We start from the raw sequence: 19,459 nt of genomic DNA, 5'->3' as shown, positions 1-19,459 counted from the left end.
AAAAAAACTATGTCCTTGCCCAAGCATCACCTGGAATTGCTCAGCCCTGCCCGCGATGTCGCCATCGCGCGCGAGGCCATCCTGCATGGCGCCGACGCCATCTACATTGGCGGCCCGAGCTTCGGCGCGCGCCATAACGCGTGCAACGAAGTGAGCGATATCGCTCAACTGGTGGAATTCGCCCGTCGTTACCACGCCCGCGTCTTCACGACTATCAACACCATCTTGCATGACAACGAACTCGAAGCCGCGCGCAAGCTGATCCATCAGCTCTACGACGCCGGTGTCGACGCGCTGATCGTGCAGGACCTTGGGGTGATGGAGCTGGATATCCCGCCCATCGAGCTGCACGCCAGCACCCAGACCGACATCCGCACCCTGGGCCGCGCCAAGTTCCTCGACCAGGCCGGGTTCTCGCAGTTGGTGTTGGCCCGCGAGCTGAACCTGCAGGAAATCCGCGCCATCGCCGACGAGACCGATGCCGCCATCGAGTTCTTTATCCACGGTGCCCTGTGCGTGGCGTTCTCCGGGCAGTGCAATATCTCCCACGCGCAAAATGGCCGCAGCGCCAACCGTGGGGACTGCTCCCAGGCGTGCCGCCTGCCGTACACCTTGAAAGACGACCAGGGCCGCGTCGTGGCCTTTGAAAAGCACCTGCTGTCGATGAAAGACAACAACCAGAGCGCCAACCTGCGTGCGCTGGTGGAAGCCGGCGTGCGCTCCTTCAAGATCGAAGGCCGCTACAAGGACATGGGTTATGTGAAGAACATCACCGCCTATTACCGCCAGCGCCTCGACGAAATCCTCGAAGACCGTCCGGACCTGGCGCGCGCGTCCAGCGGCCGTACCGCGCACTTCTTCCTGCCCGACCCGGAAAAAACCTTCCACCGTGGCAGCACCGACTACTTTGTCAGCGACCGCAAGATCGACATCGGCGCCTTCGACACCCCGACTTTCACCGGTTTGCCGGTGGGCGTGGTGGAAAAAGCCGGCAAGCGTGACCTGCAAGTGATCACCCATGAGCCGCTGTCCAACGGCGACGGCCTCAATGTGCTGGTCAAGCGTGAAGTGGTGGGTTTTCGCGCCAACATCGCCGAGCCCAAGGGCGAGTTCGAGGAAGACGGCGAGAAGCGCTACCGCTACCGCGTCGAGCCGAATGAAATGCCGGCCGGCCTGCATCAGTTGCGCCCGAACCACCCGCTGAACCGCAACCTCGACCACAACTGGCAACAGGCGTTGCTCAAGACCTCGGCCGAACGCCGTATCGGCCTGTCATGGGTCGCGCGTTTGCGTGAAGAGCAGTTGGACGTCACCGCCACCAGCGAAGAAGGCATCCACGCCAGCGTCACCCTGCCCGGCCCGTTTGGCGCGGCCAACAAGCCGGAACAGGCGCTGGACACCCTGCGCGACCTGCTTGGCCAACTCGGTACCACCGAGTATCACGCCACCCGCATCGAACTGGATGCCCCCCAGGCGTTCTTCATTCCCAACTCGCAGCTCAAGGCATTGCGCCGCGAAGTGATCGAAGCCCTGACCGCAGCCCGTGTTGCCGCCCACCCCCGTGGCGGGCGCAAGGCCGAGACCACGCCGCCGCCGGTGTACCCGGAAGCGCACCTGTCGTTCCTGGCCAACGTCTACAACCAGAAAGCCCGCGACTTCTACCACCGTCACGGGGTGAAGCTGATCGACGCAGCCTTTGAAGCCCATGAAGAGAAAGGCGAAGTGCCGGTGATGATCACCAAGCACTGCCTGCGTTTCTCCTTCAACCTGTGCCCTAAACAGGCCAAGGGTGTGACAGGGGTGAAGACCAAGGTCGCGCCGATGCAGTTGATTCACGGCGATGAAGTGTTGACGTTGAAGTTCGACTGCAAACCCTGCGAAATGCACGTGGTGGGCAAGATCAAGGGGCATATCCTTGGGTTGCCACAACCGGGCAGTGTGGTGGAGCATTTCAACCCGGAAAATATCATCTTTCAGGGCACGCACTGACCCTATGGGAGCGGGGCCACCACCAGCCCCGCTGCAACCCCGCCGCCGCCAGCAGAATCGCCGCCCCCCCCAGCCATTGCAGCCAGCCCAGGCGATGCCCGAAGGCAATCCAATCGACGAAGATCGCCGCAATCGGGTAGATAAACGACAGAGCGCCAGTGATGGCGGTGGGCAGTTTCTGGATCGCGCCATAGAGCAACACATACATCAAACCGGTGTGCACCACGCCGAGCGTGACCAATGCAGCCCAGGCGTTGGTGGTGGCAGGCAAGCTGTTCCAAGGCACCAAGGGCGCCAGTAACACAGCGCCGGTGGTCACCTGGATCAACGCCATCAAATGCGGTGGTACGTCCTTCAAACGCTTGATGATCAGTGCGGCAATCGCGTACAGCAATGCCGCGCCCAGCGCCAGGGCAATGCCTGCAAGGTAATCGTCGCCGGTTGGCTGATTACCATGGGCGGTGACGATCGCCAGCATTCCCAGGAACGCCAGGCTCAGCCACGCCAGTTTCTGCACGGTTATCTTTTCTCCCAGGAACAGCGCCGCCAGCATCACCAACATGAACGGCTGCACGTTGTACACCGCCGTGCTGATGGCGATCGAGGCGCGGGAATAGGATTCGAACAGCAGCAACCAGTTGCCGACAATCGCCACGCCACTGAGCATCGCCAGGCCGAACGTGGCCCAACTGAGCAGGTCCAGGCGCAGGTAGCCGAGCAGCGCGCACACCAGCAACAGGGTCAGGCCGCCGATCACGCAGCGCCAGAACACCACTTCGATCACCGACACGCCGGACACCAGCACAAACCAGCCGATGGTGCCCGAGATCAGCATGGCGGCGATCATTTCCCACGAACCGCGACGGATGGATGAATCCATGATTGATGCTCCTCAAGTGAGGCTCAATTATGGCAATCTGCTTGTGCGCGGCTCCAGTGACTAAAAAAGGCAAAATCCCGCAATCACCTTTTCTTATTAGGCGAACACCATGATCGACACCATCGACCAGCAACTGATCGCCGCCTTGATGGATGACTCGCGGCTATCCCTCAAGGCCCTGGCGGGCATCACCGGGCTGTCCTCGCCCAGTGTGGGCGAACGCCTGCGCCGCCTGGAAGAACGCGGCGTGCTGACTCACTACACCGTCGACATCGACCCCAGGCACTTCGGTTACCTGCTGCAAGCCATCGTGCGCATCCGCCCCCTGCCCGGCAAATTGCAGGAGGTGGAGCGCCAGATCCAGGCGATCCCCGAATTCACCGAATGCGACAAGGTCACCGGCGAAGACTGCTTCATCGCGCGCCTGCATGTGCGCACCATGGACCATCTCGACAGCCTGCTGGATCGGATCAATGCCTACGCCGAAACCAACACCGCCATCGTCAAGAAAACCCCGGTAAAGCGACGTTTGCCGCCGCTGACCAACGACTGAACCGCAACACACCGATTCTTGTGGAGAGTGGGCCGGGTGTGGTGAGCAGGCTTCCTGTGGCAGGCGGGCTTGTTGTGGCAAGCAGGCCTGTTGTAGTGAGCAGGCTTGCTGTGGTGAGCGGGCTTGCTGTGGTGAGCGGGCTTGCCCCGCGCTGGGGCGCGAAGCGGCCCCTAAACCTGACTACTCACTATGCCTGGATAAACGCGGTGCCTTTATTGGGGCTGCTTCGCAGCCCAGCGCGGGGCAAGCCCGCTCACCACAACAGCCCCGCTCGCCAAAGGAGCCTAGTCGTGAAGGGCCTTTGCAGCGGGCAGCAAACTTTGAAACTTGCGATAACGCGCCTCCAACACCGGCTGCTGCGTCAGGTCAGGTGTGTACCGGGCTTTGACCGGCATCCCCGCCGCGAGCAGATCCGCCCCCTGCCCCATCGCCACAAACCCGAGCTTCGCCGCGCCAATACACGCGCTCAATTCACTGCCCTGCAACGTGAAGATCTCCCGCTGCAGGATATTCGCCAGCAGCTGCGCCCAGTACTCACTGCGCGCACCGCCGCCCACCAGGGCAAAGGCTCCCACGTCGGCGCCGGTCGATTGCACCGCGCGCAACGCATCAAGCAAACCGAAACCCACCCCTTCCATCACCGCATAACCGAGCATCGCCGGCGTGCAGTCGTGGCCCAGGTTCATGAAACCGCCGCGCAGCAAAGGATCGTTGTGGGGTGTGCGTTCGCCGGCCAGGTACGGCAGGAACAACGGCGTCCCCAAAGGCACGTGCTGTTCAATCGGCAACTGCGCCTGTACCTGCTCCAGCAACGTCTGTTCATCGGCCATGCCCGTCAGCCGTGTGACCCAGCGCAGGCAACTGGCGCCGGCGAGCATGGCACCCATGGTGTACCAGCGGTTGGGCAGCGCGTGGCAGAAGCTGTGCACTGCACTGGCCGGGTTGCCTGCAGCGTGATCGGTGATCGCAACAATGGCGGCGCTGGTGCCAAGGGTAATAAAGCCATCACCGGCGTTGACCGCGCCGATGCCGACCGCCGCCACAGGGTTGTCACCGCCACCGCCGGCAATCACCACCTCAGCTGACAGGCCCAGTCCCGTGGCCGTCAACAGCGCGCTCGCCGCACCACCCTCCACCAGCCTGGGCAATTGCCCGGGCGTAAGGCCTGTAGCGCGAACCATAGGGGTAAACCATGCCCGCCGCGCCACATCCAGCCACAACGTACCCGCCGCGTCGGACATCTCGCTGATGCGCTCGCCACTCAAGCGCAAGCGCAGGTAATCCTTGGGCGACAGCACGCAATCAATCGCCTGGAACACCTCGGGCTCATGCCGTTGCAGCCACAGCAGTTTCGGCGCGGTCAGCCCGGCCATGGGCAGGCTGCCGGTGACGTCGGCGAAGCCGGGACCCAGTTGTTCGGCCTCGGCCACGGCACGGGAGTCGTCCCACAGGATCGCCGGGTACAACACGCGGTTGTCCGCCCCCAGCAACACCGCGCCGTGCATCTGCCCCGACAGGCCGATACAGGCCACGCGGGTAAACGCCTGGTGCTGGCGCAGTTGCTGCAACGCCTGCAAGCAGGCTTGCCACCAGTCTTCCGGTGCCTGTTCAGACCAGCCGCTGTGCCGGCGCGACACGCTCAAGCGCACGCCGGCATGGGCCAGCACCGCGCCCGTGGCGTCCATGAGGATGGCTTTGAGTTCCGACGTGCCCAGGTCAATGCCCAGGGAAACAGGACTGTTCATGCGTGTGTTATTCCCATCAATGACAGCCACAGGAGTTACGTAACTGCAGGGTCGGCGCCAGGCGCACGCTCTGGGGCGCTGCGTCAGGCGACGCCATGCGTTGCAGCAACAGGTCGACCGCGCGGGCGCCAAGGGCCTTGACCGGCTGTGCGATCAGGCTCAGGCGCGGCACGAAAAAATCCGCCCAGTCAAAATCATCAAAGCCCACCAGGGCCATTTGTCTCGGCACGTCGAGCTGCGCGTCACGCAGGGCGTGCATCGCGCCGAGGGTCATCAGGTTATTGCCGGCCATGATCGCCGTGGGTGGCGAAGCCAGGCCCAGCAACTGCACCGTGGCCTGGCGCGCCGGCTCGGTGTTGGAGCCGCCGTTGACCAGCAGCTGCGGATCGAAGGCCAGCCCCGCCGCGTGCAACGCCGCGCGGTAACCCGCTACCCGCTCATCCGTGGTGCTGAACCCCGTGCGCCCGGCGATAAAGCCGATGCGGCGGTGCCCGTGCCCGATCAGGTGTTCAATCAGGGCCTGGGTGGCCTGGGTATTCTCCACCCCGACCTGGTCAAACTGCTCGCTCATCATGCGGTCCACCAACACCGCCGGAATCTCGTTGGCGCGCATGTACTCCAGGGCCATCGAACCGTTCGACGGCGCCAGCACAATACCGTCGACCCGCCGATGATGCAGCGCCGTGACCACCCGCAGCTCCTGCTCCGGGTCGTCGTGGGTGTCGACAAACAGCATCATGTAGCCGTGTTTGGCGCACTCGGTTTCAATCGCGTGCACCGTCTCGCTGAAGTAATGGTTGGACAGCGCCGAAATCGCTACGCCAATCGTGTTGGTACTGGACCGCGCCAGCGAGCGCGCCAGGGTGTTGGGGATATACCCCAGTTCCTGGATCGCCCGCCGCACCGCCAGCACCGTGGCCGGGCTGACCTTGCGGGTGCCGTTCAACACGTGTGACACGGTCGACGTCGACACCCCCGCCCTGCTTGCCACGTCATCCATGGTCACCACGACGCTGTTCCTCTCACGCTATCAATGTTTACTCGACCAGCCGCTGTACGTACCGACGTTGTCGCGGGTGATCAGTTTTGGCGTGAGCAGGGTCACCGCTTCGGCCGGGGCCTTGTCGTTGAGCAGGTCATTGCCGACACTCACCGCCGTCTGCGCCATGGCCCACGGGTCCTGGCTGGCTGACGCCTGGATCTGGGTGTCGGTCTTCAACGCGTTCTCGATATCCGGCGCGCCGTCCACCGACGTGATGATAATGCCGCTGCGCTTGAGCTGCTTGGCCGCCAGGTCGCTGCCGATGGCTTGGGGGTCGTTGATCGCAAACAGGCCGTCGATTTTCGGGAAGCGCGTGAGGTAGCCCTGCATCACGTTCAGGCCGCCTTCGCGGGAGCCTTTGCCGTCCTGGTCGTCGGACAGCACCTTGATCTCCGGCGCGCCGGCCAATGCGGCTTTACAGCCTTTGACGCGGTCGGTCACGGCGGTGACTTGCGGACCGTTCTGGATAATCACGTTGCCCTTGCCGGCAAGCTTGTCCACCAGGTATTGGCAGGCCAGCTTGCCGGCTTCGACGTTGTCGGTCTGCACGGTGGCATTCACGCCCTTGGCGTCCACATCCACCGCCACCACCACGATGCCGGCATCGCGGGCTTTCTTGATCGCCGAGGCCATGGCCGACGGGTCGACGGCGTTGATCAGGATCAGGTCGACCTTGGACGAGATAAAGTTGTCGATCTGCGAAAATTGCTTGCTCAGGTCGTAGTCGGCGGACACCGAGGTGACCTTGACGTTGGGGTTCAGCTCCTTGGCCCGGGCCGTGGCGCCATCGGCCAGGGTTACGAAATACGGGTTGCCGAGCGAGCCCATGCTGATGCCCAGGGCCTTGAGTTCGCGGGCCTCTGCGGCTTGGGACATCAGGGCAGCCAAGGCAATGACGGGAAACATGCGTTTAAGGTTCATGCGGGTCTCTCTTGTGATTGTTGTATGAGTGAAATCAGGTCCGTGCACCGGACTGGCGATAGCGATCCAGCGCGACCGCGCCGATGATCACGATGCCCTTGATGATGTACTGCCAGATGTCCGACACCCCCAGCAGCACCAGGCCATTGGTGAGTACCGCGATAATCAGCGCGCCGATCAGCGTGCCGCCGATGGTGCCGACACCGCCGGTAAAACTGGTGCCGCCGAGGATCACCGCGGCAATCGCATCCAGCTCGTAGGATTGCCCCAGTTGCAGGCCATTGGCGGCGAACAGGCGCGAGGCGCTCATCACCGCACCCAGCCCGGCCAAGGCGCCGGACATGGCGTAGACGAACAGCAGCACCTTCCAAACCTTGATCCCGGAGAGTCGCGCCGCTTCGGGGTTGCCGCCCACCGAATAGATCTGCACGCCCATCACCGTGCGGCGCAGGATGAACCACGACAGCGCCACCACTGCCACGGCGATCACCACCAGCCAGGGCACGCCGAGGATCGAGTCGTTGCCGATAAAGGCAAACGGCAGGTCGGGGTTGAACACGGTCTTGTCATCCGCCAGCAGACGCGCCAGTCCGCGCATGGCGGTGAGTGCGCCAAGGGTGACGATAAACGGCGGCAGGCGCATGAAGGCAATCAGCCCACCGTTGACCAGGCCCAGCAGCAGGCCGAAGCCGATACCGGCCGCAATCCCGAACATGCCGAACTGCGGCGACATCGACGCCTGCAGCGCCACCACGGCCGACGCCGCCAGGATCGCCCCCACCGACAGGTCGATCCCCGCGGTGAGGATCACAAAGGTCATGCCCGCCGCCAGCACCACGTTGACCGAGGCCTGCTGGGTGATGATCGACAGGTTCTGCATGGTCAGGAAGTTCTCGCTGGCCAGGGCGAAGCCCACCAGCAGCAAAATCAGCACCGGCAACATGCCGACCGTGCGCATCAGTTCGCGGGCACGTTCGGCCTTGCCTGTTGTAGCAATCATTGAATCAGCCATGGGCAACCACCTGATCGCCACCGGTGGCGAGGTCAATAATACGTTCCTGGGAGATGACGTGACCGGAGGCCCCGCCGACTTCGGCCACCAACTGGCCTTCGCGCATGATCAGCACCCGGTCGCAGGTGCCGATGATTTCCGGCAGCTCGCTGGAGATCACCACGATGCCCACGCCGGCCTGCGCCAGTTGATTGATGATGCGGTAGATCTCGGATTTGGAGCCGATGTCCACGCCGCGTGTGGGTTCGTCGAGGATCAGCACGTGGGGCTTGACCTCCAGCAGCCGCGCCAGCAGGACCTTCTGCTGGTTGCCGCCGGACAGCGTGCCGACATTGACCTTGCCCGACGCCACGCGAATCGACAGTGACTTGATTGCATCATTGGCACGTTTCAAGCCATGGCCACAGTCGAGCACACCACCGGCACGGGCATCCGGCACACAGGCGCAGACGTTGATGTTGTCGGCCACGCTCATGTCCAGGAACAGGCCCTGGGCCTTGCGGTCTTCGGTGAGGTACACCACGCCGGCACGAATCGCATCCGCCGGGTTGCGCAGTTGGGTCACGGTCTTGCCCACCACTTCCAGGGTGCCGCTGGTGCGCGGATCGGCGGCGAAGATCAGCCGCGCCAGCTCGGTGCGCCCTGCCCCGACCAGCCCGGCGATACCCAGCACTTCACCGGCATGCAGGTCGAAGCTGCAGTTACGCACGCGCTTGCCATCGGCCATGTCACGCACGCGCATCACCACCGCACCGGGGTCGTAGGCGGCATGTTCCTTCTTGTAGAAACCGGACAGATCGCGGCCCACCATCATCTTCACGAGGACTTCGGCCGACAGTGCGTCGCGGCTCAGTTCGCCGATGTATTGGCCGTCGCGCAGCACCGAGACACGGTCCGACAGTTCATAGATCTCGGCCATGCGATGACTGATGTAGATGATCGCCAGGCCCTGGCTGCGCAGTTGCTTGATCAGCGCAAACAGACGGTCGGTCTCGCGGGACGATAACGGCGTGGTCGGTTCGTCCATCACCAGGATCCTGGCGTGGGCGTGCAAGGCCCGGGCAATTTCCACCAGCTGACGCTCGGCAATCGACAGGCTGCTGACCTTAGTGGCCGGGGTGAATTCGGCGCCCAGGCGTTGCAGCACTTCGACGCAACCGGCTTGCATGCCCTTGCGGTCGATGGTCCAGCCACGGCGCAGTTCGCGGCCCAGGTAGATGTTCTCGGCCACGCTCAGGTTCGGGCACAGGCTCAATTCCTGGTAGATCACGGCGATGCCGAGGGCTTTGGCGGTGGCGGGGGTAAAGGTGGCGACGGGCTGGCCGGCCATGCGGATTTCACCGCCGGGATCGGCCTGGTAAGCGCCGGAGAGGATTTTCATCAGGGTCGATTTGCCGGCGCCGTTCTCCCCCATCAAGGCGTGGATTTCGCCGGGGTAGACCTTCAGGCCGACATTCTTGAGCACGCGCAAACCGTTGAAGGTTTTGCTGATGCCCTGCATCTCAAGCAAGGGTTCAAGGCTCATCAATGAGCTCCTGGTTTTATTATTTTTGTCGTTCAGCCCCCTTTGATCAGAGCCGATTGCCACCGACTCTAATCAGATACATTTACTTACGCAAGCGCTTGCGCAGTCCGTTTGTCGCTAGAAGAAACGTTTCATCAAGCGCATAAAGTGTCATTTTGGCATTTTTAACGTTTTGGCAGCAGGTGCACCAGGGTGTTATCCGCGCGGGCTTTCAAGGCCATGGTCAACCCTTTGCCGCTGCACATGACCGAACGTCGCCTGCCCTGCCTGGCGGCCCGCCGCCCTTTGCCGGCGTACACTCGTTTGAGTGTATCCATACCGAAGTGCGGGCAGTATCTGCTATTGTCCGGGGACCTCATCTCCTCCTCATCGCGTCCACGCGATTTTCTGTGAGCATGCTCTGCGGCCCTGTCATCGACATGGCCGGGCCGATCTGCCTGGAAAACACCGCCATGGACAAACCCGTCACTGGACCACCGCTTGAAGCCCAATCACGGGCTGAAAAAATCGTCGAATTCAAACGCCAGAAGACCCTGCTGAAAACCGGTGCCCTGCAAGACGCAATCTTCAACAGCGCCTACTTCTCTAGCATCGCCACCGATGAAAAGGGCGTGATCCAGATTTTCAATGTCGGCGCCGAACGCATGCTCGGCTATGCCGCCGAGGATGTCCTCAACCGCATTACCCCCGCCGATATCTCCGACCCCGACGAACTGATCACCCGCGCCGCCGCCCTCAGCCTGGAGCTGGACACGCCGATCACGCCGGGCTTCGAAGCGTTGGTGTTCAAGGCGTCCCGCGGCATCGAGGATATTTACGAGCTGACCTATATCCGCAAGGACGGCAGCCGGCTGTCGGCCATGGTCTCGGTGACGGCGCTGCGCAACCGGCATGACACCATCATCGGTTACCTGCTGATCGGCACCGACAACACCGCACGCAAACACGAAGAAGCCGAACGCAAGGGCTTTGAGCGCGCGCTGGAGGAAAAGAACCTGGAGCTGGAACATGCCAGCCATATGAAGTCCGAGTTCCTCGCCACCATGTCCCACGAATTGCGCACACCGCTGAATGCGGTGATCGGTTTTTCCGAGGCGTTGAAGGACGGGCTGGTGGGCGACATGAGTGAGACCCAGCGCGAATACATCGGCGACATCTTTACCAGCGGCCAGCACCTGTTGTCGCTGATCAACGACATTCTCGACCTGTCCAAGGTCGAAGCCGGGATGATGGACCTGGAGTTGGAAGCCGTCGAGTTGGCGGGCCTGTTGTCCAACAGCCTGTTGATCGTGCGCGAAAAAGCCGCCCTGCAACGCATCCAGTTGAAGCTCGAAAGCCAGGGCGACTTCGGCACACTGGCGCTGGACCTGCGCAAGACCAAGCAAATCATCTACAACCTGCTGGCCAATGCGGTGAAGTTCAGCGCCCACGGCAGTTCCGTGACCCTGGCGGTGCGCCAGGTGGCCCGCGCACAGGTCGGGCGAGTGCCCGGCGATTGGCCGATGCACGGGTTTGCCCTGCAACCCAGCGCCCACCAGCAGTTCCTCGAATTGAGCATCAGCGACACCGGTATCGGTATCGCCGAGGAGGACATGGGCAAGCTGTTCAAGGCCTTCAGCCAGATCGACAGCAGCCTGGCGCGCAAATTCGAAGGCACTGGCCTGGGGCTGGCGATGGTCAAGCAACTGGTCGACCTGCACGGTGGCAGCGTTGCGGTGGCCAGCCGTGAAGGCCAGGGCGCCCGGTTTGTGGTGTGGCTGCCACTCCACCGCGGCACGGAGGCTGGATGGCCCATATCCTGATCGTCGAAGACAACGAGGCCAATATGCGCCTGGCCCGACTGCTGCTGGTCAACGTCGGGCACACGGTGGTGTGGGCCGCCGACGCCGAGAGCGGGCTGACCCTGGCCCGTGAAGCCCAACCGGCGCTGATCCTGATGGACATCCAGCTGCCGGGCATGGACGGCCTGGCCGCTACCGCGCTGCTCAAACAGGATCCGCACACCGCCCATATCCCGGTGATTGCCCTCACCGCCATGGCCATGAAGGAAGACCGTGAAAAGACCCGGTTGGCCGGTTGCGATGCCTACATCAGCAAGCCGCTGCGCTACAAAGAGCTGTACCAGGTGATCGACACGCTGTTGCAACACACCACCCTCTCCCCCCTCAGATGAGTCCTCTCCATGGCCAGCCAACCCGCAACGCTGTTGATCGTTGATGACGAACCCCAGGTTCGCAAGCTGCTGGAAACCCTGTTGCAACACGAGGGCTACCAGACCCTCACGGCGGCCAGCGGCGAGGAAGCCTTGCAACTGGTGGCCAAACAGCCACCTGACCTGATCCTGCTGGACATCATGATGCCGGGCATGGACGGCTACGAAGTGGCCAGCCAGCTCAAGGGCGATGCGGCCACGGCGAGCATTCCGATCATCATGCTGTCGGCTCTCAGCGAGTCGAGTGCACGGGTCAGTGGCCTGGAAACCGGTGCCGAGGAGTTCATCAGCAAGCCGGTGGAGCGGGTCGAACTGTGGCTGCGGGTGCGCAACCTGCTGCGGCTCAAAAGCCACGGCGATCAACTTAAGCGCCATAGCCAGTTGCTTGAGCAGCAACTGCAACACCATGCCGTTGACAGCGCACGGATGAACGTGCACGACCTGGCCCGCCAGGACCTGGAAAACGCCCTGCGCCTGGCCGTGGAGCGCGAGGAATTCACCCTGCACTACCAGCCAAAAGTCGCGTTGGCCGATGGGCAGATCTGCGCCCTGGAGGCACTGCTGCGTTGGGAGCGCCCGGGTTACGGCGCGGTATCGCCAGCGATATTCGTGCCTATCCTTGAAAGCCTGGGCTTGATCGTGGAGGTGGGCCGCTGGGTGATCCGCAGCGTGTGCCAGCAGATTGCGACGTGGCGGCGCAGCGCGATTGGCGCCGTCGAGGTGTCGGTGAACGTCTCCGGCCACCAGTTGATCGAGGGCGACCTGATTGCCGATATCGCGCGTATTCTCAATGAGACCGGCGTCGAACCCCATTGGCTGGAAGTGGAACTGACCGAAGGCTCGCTGATGGAGAATACCCAGCACACCATCGACAGCCTGCAACGCCTGCACGCCATGGGGGTGAAGATCTCCATCGACGACTTCGGTACCGGCTATTCGAGCCTGGCCTACCTGCGACGCTTCCCCATCGACACGCTGAAGATCGACATTGCGTTTATTCGCGAGGTCACCAGCAACCCCCAGGATGCCGCGATCACCCGCACCATTATCGAGTTGGCCCATAGCCTGAACCTGCGGGTGGTGGCCGAAGGTGTGGAAACCCAGGCGCAATTGGCGTTCCTCAAGGAGGCCGGCTGCGATCAGATCCAGGGCTACCTGTTCAGCAGGCCGCTGCCCACTGAAGACCTGGAGCGCCTGCTGATCCATCGCCAATGAATTCAAAGCGACGCAATCACATTGAACCTGCAGTCGGCGATACGCCTCGAACGTGAATAGACCACGGCCCTGGATACCCTCCCGATGACTTTTATTCTATGGATGGCCGTCCTCGGTGCCGTGCTGCTGACCCTTGCCCTCACCTCTTCTTACCTGCGCTGGATGCCGGTGACCACCTCGGCGGTGTGCCTGTTGCTGGGCGTGGGCATCGGCCCCCTCGGCGTGGACCTGCTGCACCTGGACATCAAGCAGTCTGCGCGCTGGATGGAGCACCTCACCGAAGTCGCGGTGCTGTTTTCACTGTTCGTCAGCGGGCTCAAACTGCGCCTACCCCTGGGCCATCGCACCTGGCGCATCGCGTTCGGCATGGCCGGGCCAGTCATGCTGTTGACCATCCTCGGCAGCTGCCTGGCGCTGCATTACGTGTTTGAACTGTCATGGGGGGTGTCGCTGCTGGTGGGTGCCATTCTCGCGCCGACCGATCCGGTGCTGGCGGGCCTGGTACAGGTCAATAATGCACAGGATTACGATGCGCTGCGCTTCGGTTTGTCCGGAGAAGCCGGGTTAAACGATGGCACGGCCTTTCCCTTTGTGATTTTTGCCTTGGTCTTCATGCAGCACGGCGGCTTTGACGGTGACTGGCTAGGCGGTTGGGCGTTGAAGAACCTGCTGTGGGCGGTGCCGGCAGGGCTGTTGATCGGTTACTGGATGGGCCGGGGCATTGGCCGCACGACCCTGTGGCTACGCGTCAACAACAGTGATAGTACGCTCTCTCCGAATGACTACCTGACCCTCGCCCTGATCGCCCTGGCCTACGTGGTAGCCGAAGCGGTGGGGGGTTACGGCTTTCTGTCAGTGTTCGCCGCCGGGCTCGGGCTGCGTCAGGCAGAGTTCAGGTCAACCGGCCACTCCCACACGCCATCGGAGCATTTGGCGCTGCCGGTGGTGGGTCATCTTGAAGTGGAACCGGAGCACGCCCTGCAAGGGGATGTGAGTGAGCTGGCCGAGACCCAGATCGCCGCCGGCGTAATGATGGGCGACATGCTCTCGTTCGGCAGCCTGGTGGAGCGCTCGATGGAAGTGTTCCTGGTCACGGTGCTCGGCATCGTGCTGGCCAGTCATTGGGATTGGCGGGCATTGCCGTTGGCGGCGTTGCTGTTCTGCGTGATTCGACCGGTCAGTGTGTTTGCGATGCCCTGGGGTCGCCTGGTCGATCGCCAGCAGCGCGGACTGATGGGCTGGTTCGGGATTCGCGGAATCGGCAGCATCTACTACCTGTTCTACGCGCTCAACCATGGCCTTGTCGGCACCAGCAGCGCGGTGGCGGTGAACCTGACGTTGTCAGTGATCGCCTTGAGCATCGTCGTTCATGGCTTGAGTACCCAGCCGATGCTCGCGTGGTATGAACGACGTGCCCAGGCGAAAGCTCAGTCCTGACGCTCGGTATTGCCCACATCCGCCGCGTCATCCAGATCATTGAGCGGTACTTCTGCATCATCCATCAGGGAACCCGGGTCTTCATTGCCCGGATCGTTGAGTTCTTCTTCCAGTTCTTTGGACATGACCGTCTCCTCTAACCGCCTTGGGTGTCGATATCGGCATCGGTTTCAGGCTTGGGCTCGCGCTCAGGCTTGAAGTCTGGACTGTAGTCGTTTTCCCTGGCTTTGGGGTCGGCGGCGGGTTTCGGGTCTTTCGGTGCATCGGCCGCCGTGCCTGGGGCCGGTTCGCCGCCGTCGATTGCCGGGTCGTTACGGTTGCTGGTCTGGGGGTCTTTGTCTGTGCTCATGGCTCACCTCGTTTGAAAAACGCAGACTGCGTAAAGGTAAGGTCCCGTGCCGGCCACTGAAGTTCCAATTGCTTAAGAGCCCGGGTTATCCACCTGGATATAAAACGCGTACGCCCCCAGCAACACCCAGAACACCATGAACAGCCACGGCGCACGCATGGAGAACAGCAGCGACTTGCGGTAGCCCTTATGGGACGACTCCATTTCGGAAAACAGCGGCGACTCATCGTAGGCCATGCCCATCACCGGCTCGCTGCGCAGCAGTTCGCTCTGCTTGTAGTGCCAGTGGTCAATGATTTCGTACGCGGCGCGGATCCCCGGCCAGGCATTCAGGGAACTGAGTATGCCGAGCAGCGTCAGGAACACCGGCACCACCAGGGTGAACAACTTGCCCCACTCCGGGTTGAGGTTGCCCATGCCGGAGACAAAGGCAATCACCAGGAACGACTGCGCGGTCAGGTAGGCATCGGTACGGTTGGCGAGGATGGTGGTTTCGTATTGGATTTCGCGACGGTAGAAGTCCAGGCGGTCCTTGGGCGAGCCGAAGATCTTGGCGTTGTGCTCGCTGTGGTCGGCCAGGTTCGCTTCCGGGGTGTCGGGTGAAATGATTCTGGGCACATCCGTGCTCCCTGCTGGGCTTAAACCCCTTAGAAGAATCGGGCCGTGGCGAAGTTCAAGTTTGTTGTTGCACCATCGCGGTGCGCAAACCGCTCCCTTATGGTGAGCAGCCTTGTCGTTGCCTGCCTTTTTTGTGTGATAAGCGGGCTTAATATGGTGATCGGGCTTGTTGTGGTGAGCGGGCTTGCCCCGCGTTGGGCTGCGCAGCGGCCCCAAAAAAACTTGGGAGCGCTTCGCACTCCAACGCGGGGCAAGCCCGCTCACCACAGCAAGCCCGCTCACCACAGCAGTCCGGCTCCCCCAGCAGTCCAGCTCACCACAACAGTCCAGCTCACCCCAGAAGCCTGGTAACCCCAGAAGGCCCGCTCACCACAATGGGAAATCAGCGCGGGATGCCCATTCCGGCACACGCATTGCTTTATCCATTCATCTGCCCGAATACAGGAACATTCGTTACCCCCCGACCCAGAGCCGACCCCATAAGAAAGTAAGGACCAGGCCCGGTGGCACCATCAGCCACGGGCTCATAAAAAAATGCGTTTTTTAAAGCGGCAGTGCCACCCAAGGCAACCCTCGGCACTGACAAGGTACTGGAATGGCTCGATCTTTCTTCGATGAAATGAATGACGCAAACGGCGTGTGCCGTGCGCACTATCAGGACTTCTCCCGCTGGCTGGCCAACACGCCGCCGGAATTGCTGGCCCAGCGCCGTCGCGAAGCCGATCTGCTCTTCCATCGCGCGGGAATCACCTTCACCCTTTATGGCGACGAGCAGGACACCGAGCGCCTGATCCCCTTCGACATCATCCCCCGCAGCATCCCCGCCAGTGAATGGAGCGTGATCGAACGCGGTTGTATCCAGCGCGTCAATGCACTGAACATGTTCCTCGCCGACATCTACCACGACCAGCGCATCATAAAGGCCGGGATCATTCCGGCCGACCAGGTGCTGGGCAACGAGGGTTACCAGAAGGCCATGGTCGGCCTGGACCTGCACCGCGATATTTATTCCCACATCTCGGGGGTGGACTTGGTACGCGATGGCGACGGCACCTACTACGTGCTCGAAGACAACCTGCGCACCCCCAGCGGCGTGAGCTACATGCTCGAAGACCGCAAGATGATGATGCGCCTGTTCCCCGAAGTGTTCGCCAAGCAGCGTATCGCGCCGGTGGACCACTACCCCAACCTGCTGCTCAAGACCCTGAAAAGCGCCAGTCGCCTGGACAACCCCAACGTGGTGGTGCTGACACCCGGGCGCTTCAACAGCGCGTTCTTCGAACATGCGTTCCTGGCGCGGGAAATGGGCGTGGAGCTGGTGGAAGGCGCCGACCTGTTCGTGCACGACCTCAAGGTGTTCATGCGCACCACCGACGGGCCCAAGGCGGTGGACGTGATCTACCGGCGTATCGACGACGCCTTCCTCGACCCGCAGGCGTTCAACCCTGAATCCATGCTCGGCGTGCCAGGGCTGGTCGCGGCCTATTGCGCCGGCAATGTGGTGCTGGCCAATGCCATCGGCACCGGCGTGGCGGACGACAAATCGATCTATCCCTATGTGCCGGCGATGATCAAGTTTTACCTGGATGAAGAGCCGATCCTGCAAAACGTGCCGACCTTCCAGTGCCGCAAGCCGGATGAACTGTCCCACGTACTGGCCAACCTCGCCGACCTGGTGGTCAAGGAAACCCAGGGCTCCGGCGGCTACGGCATGCTGGTAGGCCCCGCTTCCAGCGCCGCCGAGATCGAAGACTTCCGCCAACGCATCAAGGCCCGCCCCCATGCGTATATCGCCCAACCGACCCTGAGCCTGTCCACCTGCCCGACCTTTGTCGAAAACGGCATCGCGCCCCGGCATATCGACCTGCGGCCCTTTGTGCTCTCGGGCAAGGAAACCCGCCTGGTGCCGGGAGGCCTCACCCGTGTGGCGCTGAAGGAAGGCTCGTTGATCGTCAACTCGTCGCAAGGCGGCGGAACCAAGGACACCTGGGTGGTGGAGGGCTGAGTATGTTGAGTAGAACCGCCGCAGATCTGTATTGGATGTCCCGCTACCTGGAGCGCGCCGAGAACCTGGCGCGCATGCTCGAAGTCAGTTACTCGCTGTCGCTGATGCCCCAGGCCGGGCGTAGCGATGGCCTGGACGAACTGGCGATGTCGTTGCTCAGCAGCGGCACCCTGGACAGTTACCTGGAGCGCCACCAAACCCTGGATGCCGAGCGCATGCTGCACTTCTTCGCCCTCGACGAAGAAAACCCGGCCAGCATCTACAACTGCCTGCGCGCCGCGCGGGGCAATGCCCATGCGGTGCGCGGGCGCATCACCGCCGATATGTGGGAAAACCTCAACGCCACCTGGCTGGAAATGCGCAGCATCGCCGCCGGCGGCTTGGCACGCCATGGCATCAGCCACTTCTGTGACTGGGTCAAGCAGCGTTCGCACCTGTTCCGCGGCGCGACCTCGGGGACCATCATGCGCAACGACGCCTATCGCTTCATTCGCCTGGGCACCTTTGTCGAACGCGCGGACAACACCCTGCGCCTGCTGGACGCGCGCTACGAGATGTTCGGCGAAGAGTCGGAAGAAGTCAGCGACCTGTCGGCACGCGGGTATTACCAGTGGAGCGCCCTGCTCCGCGCGTTGTCGTCGTTCGAGGCGTATACGGAGCTGTATCCGAATGCGCTGAATGCGCGGTCGGTGTCGGAGTTGCTGTTATTACGCAGTGACGTGCCGCGTTCGTTGCATGCCTGTATCGAAGAGTTGAGTCATATCCTCGCGGACCTGCCCGGCAGTTACGGGCGCACCGCACAGCGCCTGGCGGCGGAGTTCGAGGCGCGGCTGAGGTATACCGGGATTGATGAGATTCTCGAAGACGGCCTGCATAGCCGTCTCACGGAGTTCATCGACACCGTGCGCGAGTTGGCGCGTGCGATCCACAGTTCCTACCTGGAAGTGGTCTGACGGTTCAGTGCCGGCCCAGGAAATCGAGCAGCAACGTGTTAACCCGCGCGCCCTGCTCGTTCTGGATCCAGTGCCCGCAGTTGGCCAACACGTGCAGCTCCAACTGCGGCACGCATTCGGGCATGCGTTTGAGCGTATGGGCCTCGAATACGCCCACCGGGTCGCGGTCGCCAATCAGGAACAAGGTCGGCTGCAACACCTGGCGGCCGGCGAGGAACTCGGTGCGCTGCCAGTTGCGTTCGAAATTACGGTACCAGTTCAACGGGCCGCGAAAGCCCTGTCCGGCGAAGGTTTGTACGTACACGTCGAGGTCTGCCTGTGAACACCAACGCGGCAATGCACCGGGCGTTGAAGTGCCCTCAAGCAACGTGGCGGTGGCCGGTTTCTGCTGTAGAAACACATCCTGGTCTTGCATGAACAGGCGCAAGGTGCGTTCGATATCGGCATCCAGTTCCTGCTCAGCTACACCCGGTTCCTGGAAATACAGGATGTAATTGAAGCGGTCGGCATACAGCTCGCGCATGATGTCGATCACCGGCCGACGAGCACGCCCGGCAAAAGGCACAGACATCGTGATCAACCGAGTGACGCGCTCCGGCTCGAGCAACGCCAGGTGCCAGGCCACCACGGCGCCCCAGTCATGGCCGACCATGGTGACCTGATCATGACCGAAGTGATCCATGGCCTGCTGAATATCGCCACACAGGGTCAACAGGTCATAGTCGGCGATCTCGGCGGGCGAACTCGATGGCCCGTAACCGCGCATTTGTGGGACAAACACCCGATAACCTGCCGCTGCCAACGCCGGAATCTGTTCACGCCAGGAGTGCCAGCACTCGGGAAACCCATGGAGCAGCCAGATGGGGCGACCCTGTTCCGGCCCCGAGACATGCACCCATAGCTCAATACCGTTTACAGGGATCTTTTGCGGGGGCAGTTGGCTCATGGGCGGGGCCTTTCCTGGAGGTTTTGCCTAGCCTGGGGGATCCGTTGTGCAAGAACC

General features: G+C 62.3%; 19 protein-coding genes. 8 read left to right on the top strand and 11 right to left on the bottom strand.

Features of this window, described 5'->3' with window-relative positions; genetic code table 11:
- Positions 1–9 precede the first annotated feature (9 nt).
- On the top strand, positions 10–1,989 hold the full coding sequence (locus tag BB029_RS26560; RefSeq protein ID WP_065941457.1) for a U32 family peptidase: 1,980 nt from the start codon (positions 10–12) through the stop codon (positions 1,987–1,989).
- On the opposite strand, the gene BB029_RS26555 is transcribed toward BB029_RS26560, so the two are convergent.
- Positions 1,967–2,869: a DMT family transporter gene (locus BB029_RS26555; RefSeq protein WP_065941456.1), complete on the bottom strand. Its 903-nt coding sequence runs from the start codon at positions 2,867–2,869 to the stop codon at positions 1,967–1,969. The two genes, BB029_RS26560 and BB029_RS26555, sit on opposite strands and share 23 nt — an antisense overlap.
- Before the next feature lie 109 nt (positions 2,870–2,978).
- Here BB029_RS26555 and BB029_RS26550 point away from each other — a divergent pair, with 109 nt between their 5' ends.
- Positions 2,979–3,422 carry an Lrp/AsnC family transcriptional regulator gene (locus tag BB029_RS26550; protein ID WP_027605815.1) on the top strand — a complete coding sequence of 148 codons (444 nt, stop codon included), beginning with the start codon at positions 2,979–2,981 and terminating at the stop codon, positions 3,420–3,422.
- A gap of 284 nt (positions 3,423–3,706) precedes the next feature.
- Here the strand turns inward: BB029_RS26550 and xylB are convergent, their stop codons facing one another.
- The 6 genes from xylB to BB029_RS33420 form a co-directional block, all read right to left on the bottom strand.
- Positions 3,707–5,167, bottom strand: a complete 1,461-nt coding sequence (gene xylB, locus BB029_RS26545) for a xylulokinase (protein WP_065941455.1) — start codon at positions 5,165–5,167, stop codon at positions 3,707–3,709.
- A gap of 16 nt (positions 5,168–5,183) precedes the next feature.
- Positions 5,184–6,176 carry a LacI family DNA-binding transcriptional regulator gene (locus BB029_RS26540; RefSeq protein ID WP_065941454.1) on the bottom strand — a complete coding sequence of 331 codons (993 nt, stop codon included), beginning with the start codon at positions 6,174–6,176 and terminating at the stop codon, positions 5,184–5,186.
- Positions 6,177–6,197: 21 nt separating this feature from the next.
- The gene (locus tag BB029_RS26535; protein WP_065941453.1) at positions 6,198–7,130 is read right to left on the bottom strand and encodes an ABC transporter substrate-binding protein; all 933 of its coding nucleotides are present in this window, start codon (positions 7,128–7,130) and stop codon (positions 6,198–6,200) included.
- Positions 7,131–7,164: 34 nt separating this feature from the next.
- Positions 7,165–8,142, bottom strand: a complete 978-nt coding sequence (locus BB029_RS26530) for a ribose ABC transporter permease (protein ID WP_027605811.1) — start codon at positions 8,140–8,142, stop codon at positions 7,165–7,167.
- Positions 8,135–9,667, bottom strand: coding sequence for a sugar ABC transporter ATP-binding protein (locus tag BB029_RS26525; protein ID WP_065941452.1), 1,533 nt, complete (start codon positions 9,665–9,667; stop codon positions 8,135–8,137). The genes BB029_RS26530 and BB029_RS26525 overlap by 8 nt, the downstream gene beginning before the upstream one ends.
- 164 nt (positions 9,668–9,831) lie before the next feature.
- Positions 9,832–9,984, bottom strand: a complete 153-nt coding sequence (locus tag BB029_RS33420; RefSeq protein ID WP_168166843.1) for a hypothetical protein — start codon at positions 9,982–9,984, stop codon at positions 9,832–9,834.
- A 135-nt stretch (positions 9,985–10,119) separates the two neighbouring features.
- Here BB029_RS33420 and BB029_RS26520 point away from each other — a divergent pair, with 135 nt between their 5' ends.
- The 4 genes from BB029_RS26520 to BB029_RS26505 all read left to right on the top strand — a co-directional run bounded on the left by BB029_RS26520 (position 10,120) and on the right by BB029_RS26505 (position 14,531).
- Positions 10,120–11,469 carry a HAMP domain-containing sensor histidine kinase gene (locus BB029_RS26520; RefSeq protein WP_065941759.1) on the top strand — a complete coding sequence of 450 codons (1,350 nt, stop codon included), beginning with the start codon at positions 10,120–10,122 and terminating at the stop codon, positions 11,467–11,469.
- Complete coding sequence (locus BB029_RS26515; protein WP_065941451.1) at positions 11,454–11,840, top strand: response regulator; 387 nt, start codon at positions 11,454–11,456, stop codon at positions 11,838–11,840. The genes BB029_RS26520 and BB029_RS26515 overlap by 16 nt, the downstream gene beginning before the upstream one ends.
- 9 nt (positions 11,841–11,849) lie before the next feature.
- On the top strand, positions 11,850–13,094 hold the full coding sequence (locus tag BB029_RS26510) for an EAL domain-containing response regulator (RefSeq protein WP_065941450.1): 1,245 nt from the start codon (positions 11,850–11,852) through the stop codon (positions 13,092–13,094).
- A gap of 84 nt (positions 13,095–13,178) precedes the next feature.
- Positions 13,179–14,531 carry a sodium:proton antiporter gene (locus tag BB029_RS26505; RefSeq protein ID WP_065941449.1) on the top strand — a complete coding sequence of 451 codons (1,353 nt, stop codon included), beginning with the start codon at positions 13,179–13,181 and terminating at the stop codon, positions 14,529–14,531.
- Here BB029_RS26505 and BB029_RS33925 read toward each other — a convergent pair.
- The 3 genes from BB029_RS33925 to BB029_RS26495 form a co-directional block, all read right to left on the bottom strand.
- A complete protein-coding gene (locus tag BB029_RS33925; RefSeq protein ID WP_256097785.1) occupies positions 14,522–14,656 on the bottom strand; it encodes a hypothetical protein in 135 nt (44 codons plus the stop codon). The two genes, BB029_RS26505 and BB029_RS33925, sit on opposite strands and share 10 nt — an antisense overlap.
- A gap of 11 nt (positions 14,657–14,667) precedes the next feature.
- Entirely contained in the window at positions 14,668–14,880 is a 213-nt protein-coding gene (locus tag BB029_RS26500) for a hypothetical protein (RefSeq protein ID WP_065927576.1), read from the bottom strand.
- Positions 14,881–14,952: 72 nt separating this feature from the next.
- Complete coding sequence (locus BB029_RS26495; RefSeq protein WP_027605795.1) at positions 14,953–15,498, bottom strand: hypothetical protein; 546 nt, start codon at positions 15,496–15,498, stop codon at positions 14,953–14,955.
- 595 nt (positions 15,499–16,093) lie between these two features.
- On the opposite strand from BB029_RS26495, the gene BB029_RS26490 reads away from it, so the two are divergent.
- Positions 16,094–17,503, top strand: coding sequence for a circularly permuted type 2 ATP-grasp protein (locus BB029_RS26490; RefSeq protein ID WP_065941448.1), 1,410 nt, complete (start codon positions 16,094–16,096; stop codon positions 17,501–17,503).
- A 2-nt stretch (positions 17,504–17,505) separates the two neighbouring features.
- The gene (locus tag BB029_RS26485) at positions 17,506–18,456 is read left to right on the top strand and encodes an alpha-E domain-containing protein (protein WP_065941447.1); all 951 of its coding nucleotides are present in this window, start codon (positions 17,506–17,508) and stop codon (positions 18,454–18,456) included.
- A 4-nt stretch (positions 18,457–18,460) separates the two neighbouring features.
- Here the strand turns inward: BB029_RS26485 and BB029_RS26480 are convergent, their stop codons facing one another.
- Positions 18,461–19,402 carry an alpha/beta fold hydrolase gene (locus BB029_RS26480; protein ID WP_065941446.1) on the bottom strand — a complete coding sequence of 314 codons (942 nt, stop codon included), beginning with the start codon at positions 19,400–19,402 and terminating at the stop codon, positions 18,461–18,463.
- Positions 19,403–19,459 lie beyond the last annotated feature (57 nt).

The organism is Pseudomonas sp. S3E12, from assembly GCF_001702295.1.
Lineage (GTDB): Bacteria > Pseudomonadota > Gammaproteobacteria > Pseudomonadales > Pseudomonadaceae > Aquipseudomonas > Aquipseudomonas marginalis.
This window is presented reverse-complemented; position numbering and strand designations above follow the sequence as displayed.

What these genes read in the sequence shown, in the direction of transcription:
- BB029_RS26510 (WP_065941450.1), top strand. Translation starts at nt 11,850, where the DNA reads ATGGCCAGCCAACCCGCAACGCTGTTGATCGTTGATGACGAACCCCAG.
- BB029_RS26485 (WP_065941447.1), top strand. Translation starts at nt 17,506, where the DNA reads ATGTTGAGTAGAACCGCCGCAGATCTGTATTGGATGTCCCGCTACCTG.
- BB029_RS26515 (WP_065941451.1), top strand. Translation starts at nt 11,454, where the DNA reads ATGGCCCATATCCTGATCGTCGAAGACAACGAGGCCAATATGCGCCTG.
- BB029_RS26555 (WP_065941456.1), bottom strand. Translation starts at nt 2,869, where the DNA reads ATGGATTCATCCATCCGTCGCGGTTCGTGGGAAATGATCGCCGCCATG.
- BB029_RS26480 (WP_065941446.1), bottom strand. Translation starts at nt 19,402, where the DNA reads ATGAGCCAACTGCCCCCGCAAAAGATCCCTGTAAACGGTATTGAGCTA.
- xylB (WP_065941455.1), bottom strand. Translation starts at nt 5,167, where the DNA reads ATGAACAGTCCTGTTTCCCTGGGCATTGACCTGGGCACGTCGGAACTC.
- BB029_RS26530 (WP_027605811.1), bottom strand. Translation starts at nt 8,142, where the DNA reads ATGGCTGATTCAATGATTGCTACAACAGGCAAGGCCGAACGTGCCCGC.
- BB029_RS33420 (WP_168166843.1), bottom strand. Translation starts at nt 9,984, where the DNA reads ATGGATACACTCAAACGAGTGTACGCCGGCAAAGGGCGGCGGGCCGCC.
- BB029_RS26535 (WP_065941453.1), bottom strand. Translation starts at nt 7,130, where the DNA reads ATGAACCTTAAACGCATGTTTCCCGTCATTGCCTTGGCTGCCCTGATG.
- BB029_RS33925 (WP_256097785.1), bottom strand. Translation starts at nt 14,656, where the DNA reads ATGTCCAAAGAACTGGAAGAAGAACTCAACGATCCGGGCAATGAAGAC.
- BB029_RS26490 (WP_065941448.1), top strand. Translation starts at nt 16,094, where the DNA reads ATGGCTCGATCTTTCTTCGATGAAATGAATGACGCAAACGGCGTGTGC.
- BB029_RS26505 (WP_065941449.1), top strand. Translation starts at nt 13,179, where the DNA reads ATGACTTTTATTCTATGGATGGCCGTCCTCGGTGCCGTGCTGCTGACC.
- BB029_RS26560 (WP_065941457.1), top strand. Translation starts at nt 10, where the DNA reads ATGTCCTTGCCCAAGCATCACCTGGAATTGCTCAGCCCTGCCCGCGAT.
- BB029_RS26500 (WP_065927576.1), bottom strand. Translation starts at nt 14,880, where the DNA reads ATGAGCACAGACAAAGACCCCCAGACCAGCAACCGTAACGACCCGGCA.
- BB029_RS26525 (WP_065941452.1), bottom strand. Translation starts at nt 9,667, where the DNA reads ATGAGCCTTGAACCCTTGCTTGAGATGCAGGGCATCAGCAAAACCTTC.
- BB029_RS26520 (WP_065941759.1), top strand. Translation starts at nt 10,120, where the DNA reads ATGGACAAACCCGTCACTGGACCACCGCTTGAAGCCCAATCACGGGCT.
- BB029_RS26550 (WP_027605815.1), top strand. Translation starts at nt 2,979, where the DNA reads ATGATCGACACCATCGACCAGCAACTGATCGCCGCCTTGATGGATGAC.